At 31.4% G+C, this 2,508-nt stretch carries 4 protein-coding genes; 2 read left to right on the top strand and 2 right to left on the bottom strand.

The features are described 5' to 3' along the window. Positions 1–139 precede the first annotated feature (139 nt). On the top strand, positions 140–955 hold the full coding sequence (locus J7M77_RS06885) for an alpha/beta hydrolase (protein WP_296877097.1): 816 nt from the start codon (positions 140–142) through the stop codon (positions 953–955). Positions 956–974: 19 nt separating this feature from the next. On the opposite strand, the gene pgeF is transcribed toward J7M77_RS06885, so the two are convergent. Then, positions 975–1,718, bottom strand: a complete 744-nt coding sequence (gene pgeF / locus J7M77_RS06880) for a peptidoglycan editing factor PgeF (protein WP_296877096.1) — start codon at positions 1,716–1,718, stop codon at positions 975–977. A 79-nt stretch (positions 1,719–1,797) separates the two neighbouring features. Here pgeF and J7M77_RS06875 point away from each other — a divergent pair, with 79 nt between their 5' ends. Further along, a complete protein-coding gene (locus J7M77_RS06875) occupies positions 1,798–2,109 on the top strand; it encodes a hypothetical protein (protein ID WP_296877095.1) in 312 nt (103 codons plus the stop codon). A gap of 22 nt (positions 2,110–2,131) precedes the next feature. Here J7M77_RS06875 and J7M77_RS06870 read toward each other — a convergent pair. Then, the coding region (locus J7M77_RS06870; protein WP_296877094.1) for an NFACT RNA binding domain-containing protein at positions 2,132–2,508 on the bottom strand (377 nt) is incomplete at its 5' end.

Here is a 2,508-nt window from a genome sequence, read left to right as displayed (position 1 = left end):
ATTATTGGTACTTATCTTCATGGTGCCTGTGGTGATGTTATTGGTGATAAGGTCTATACGGTTATTCCTTCAAAAATGATTGAATTAATACCGGAAGTTATGTTTGATATAATCAAAGATGAATAATTAGGAAAAAACGATGTTATATAAAAAAATAGATTTAATGGATTATGGCTACAGTAAAGAACAGCCTTATTTAGTTGCCTATCTTCAAGATACAGTAACTAATGAACCAAATTTCAAACGACCAGCTATGGTTATTTGTCCTGGCGGTGGGTATGAGATGTTATCGAATCGTGAAAGTGAACCGGTTGCTTTAGCTTTTTTAAATCAAGGCTATCAAGTCTTTGTTTTAAATTATACTATTTTAAATAAAGAAGCTAAACAGCTACTATTTCCAATTCCTTTATATCAGTTAGCTCAGGCAATCGCTTTAATTCGTCAAAATAGTAATCAATGGACTATTGATCCTGATCATATTTCTATTATTGGATTTTCAGCAGGTGGTCATTTATGCTCGATTTATAGTAATTTATATCATGAGCCGTTATTTTATCAAAAATTAGGTTATTCCTTACAACAAATCAAAATCAATGCCTGTATATTATGTTATCCGGCTATTGATTTAACTACCTGGTGTCCAGATAAAATAATTAAACAAATTACTGATGATGATAAGTTTATTAATCCAACAAATCTGGTTAATAAACAGACACCACCAACTTTTATTTGGCATACGGTAAGTGATGATTTAGTACCGGTAATTAATACTATGAATTATGCGATGGAGTTATTAAAGCAGGGAATTGATCATGAATGTCATACTTATCATCAAGGTAGGCATGGTTTATCATTAGCTAACAAGCAAAGTGCTAAATTGATGGATGAAAGATATATCGATGATCATGTTGCCAGCTGGTTTGCTTTAGCTTTGAATTGGTTAGAAAAATTATAAAAAGGACCGCATGGTCCTTTTAAATTCTTTTAATAATTGTAATGTTTCTGCCACTATCTTTATTTTTCCGATAGCTGAAAAATAAATCATCATTTTCAACGGTACAATAAGATGATACCGTAATATTCTTTTCTAAAACACCAAGATTTAATAACATTTGTTTATTTAAACCTTTATTATCTAATTGATAATGAAGCTTGTCAGTTTGATAATAGAAACCACTCGTATCAAAATCCATTTGTTTAACTAGATCAATTACATTATCCATTACTTCCAAACAATCCTGGCAAATACTAGGGCCAATATAAGCTTTGATTTGTTTAGGATCACAATGTTCAAATTCAATCAAATGTTTAGTAACTTTAGAAACAATCTGTCTAGTAGTTCCTAACCAGCCTGAATGAATGGCAGCAACAATCTTAGTATCTGGACAATATAATAATACTGGAGTACAGTCAGCATGAAATGATAATAAATATAAATCACGATCTTTAGTGTACAAAGAATCACAATCCTGGATAGCAGATGTTTGATCATAACTTCCTTTACCACCATCTAATAAACTAACTTGTTTAAAATTAGCTGAATGGATTTGTTTTGGGGCAACAAAATGATCTAAAGTGGTATTTAACAGTTTTGCTAACTGTTTTCGGTTATTTAAAATTAATTCTTTATCTTCATTATTATAAGACATATCGCCTAATTCTTTAGTAACTGTATAGGCTTCAATTGGACTATCAATATCCCATTTAATTAATTCCATCTTTTTTTCCTTTCTGTGTAATTTGTCTAAGACTTAAAAGAGTAAAAACATATAGTATAATATAAAGGAGGTGGAAATGATGTTTTGTAATTCAAACTGTGGCTGTGGATGCAATAATGGCTGCAAAGCCACTCCCATCGTAGCTCCTAAAAAAGTTTGCACAACTTGTAGCAATCAATATGTAGAACAGCCAATTATCTGTCCAATTGAATGCCGTCATGTCTGCAATGTTGTTTATTACCCTCGCTACTATCCTCGTTATGAACAAACTTATATGACTCAAAATAATCCTAACCCATACGCTAATGGTTCTAATTTTATGTATGGTAATAATGGTTTTATGAGTGGTAACAGTAATGTTATTAATGGATCTTGTAACTGTGGTAATTAGAAAAGATAGATGCTTTAAGCATCTATTTTTTCGTTAATTCATTAAAACAGCTTTCATCAGGATCAATATAAATAGTTTTATAACTATCTAATAAAACCTGCCCTGGCTTATAGCCATGTGGTTTCTTTAAAGTCTTGATCAAAGTATAGTTGACTGGAACCGAACTACTGTTTTTACCTTTAGATAAGCAGGCTGCCATATTGGCGGCTAAACGAATGGTATATTCATCAAGTTCATTTCCTTTTACAATAACATGACTGCCTGGCATTTCTTTAACATGGAACCAGGTATCATAACGATGAGCATGTTTAAAAGTTAAATAATCGTTTTGTAAGTTGTTTTTACCAACCCAAATTTCAATCCCATCTTTAGTAAAATAGGTTTCAAAAGCCGGATGCT

It is taken from the genome of Thomasclavelia sp. (genome assembly GCF_017889095.1).
GTDB lineage: Bacteria > Bacillota_I > Bacilli_A > Erysipelotrichales > Coprobacillaceae > Thomasclavelia.
The sequence above is the reverse complement of the archived record's forward strand: the minus strand, read 5'-3'. Positions and strand labels throughout refer to the sequence as shown.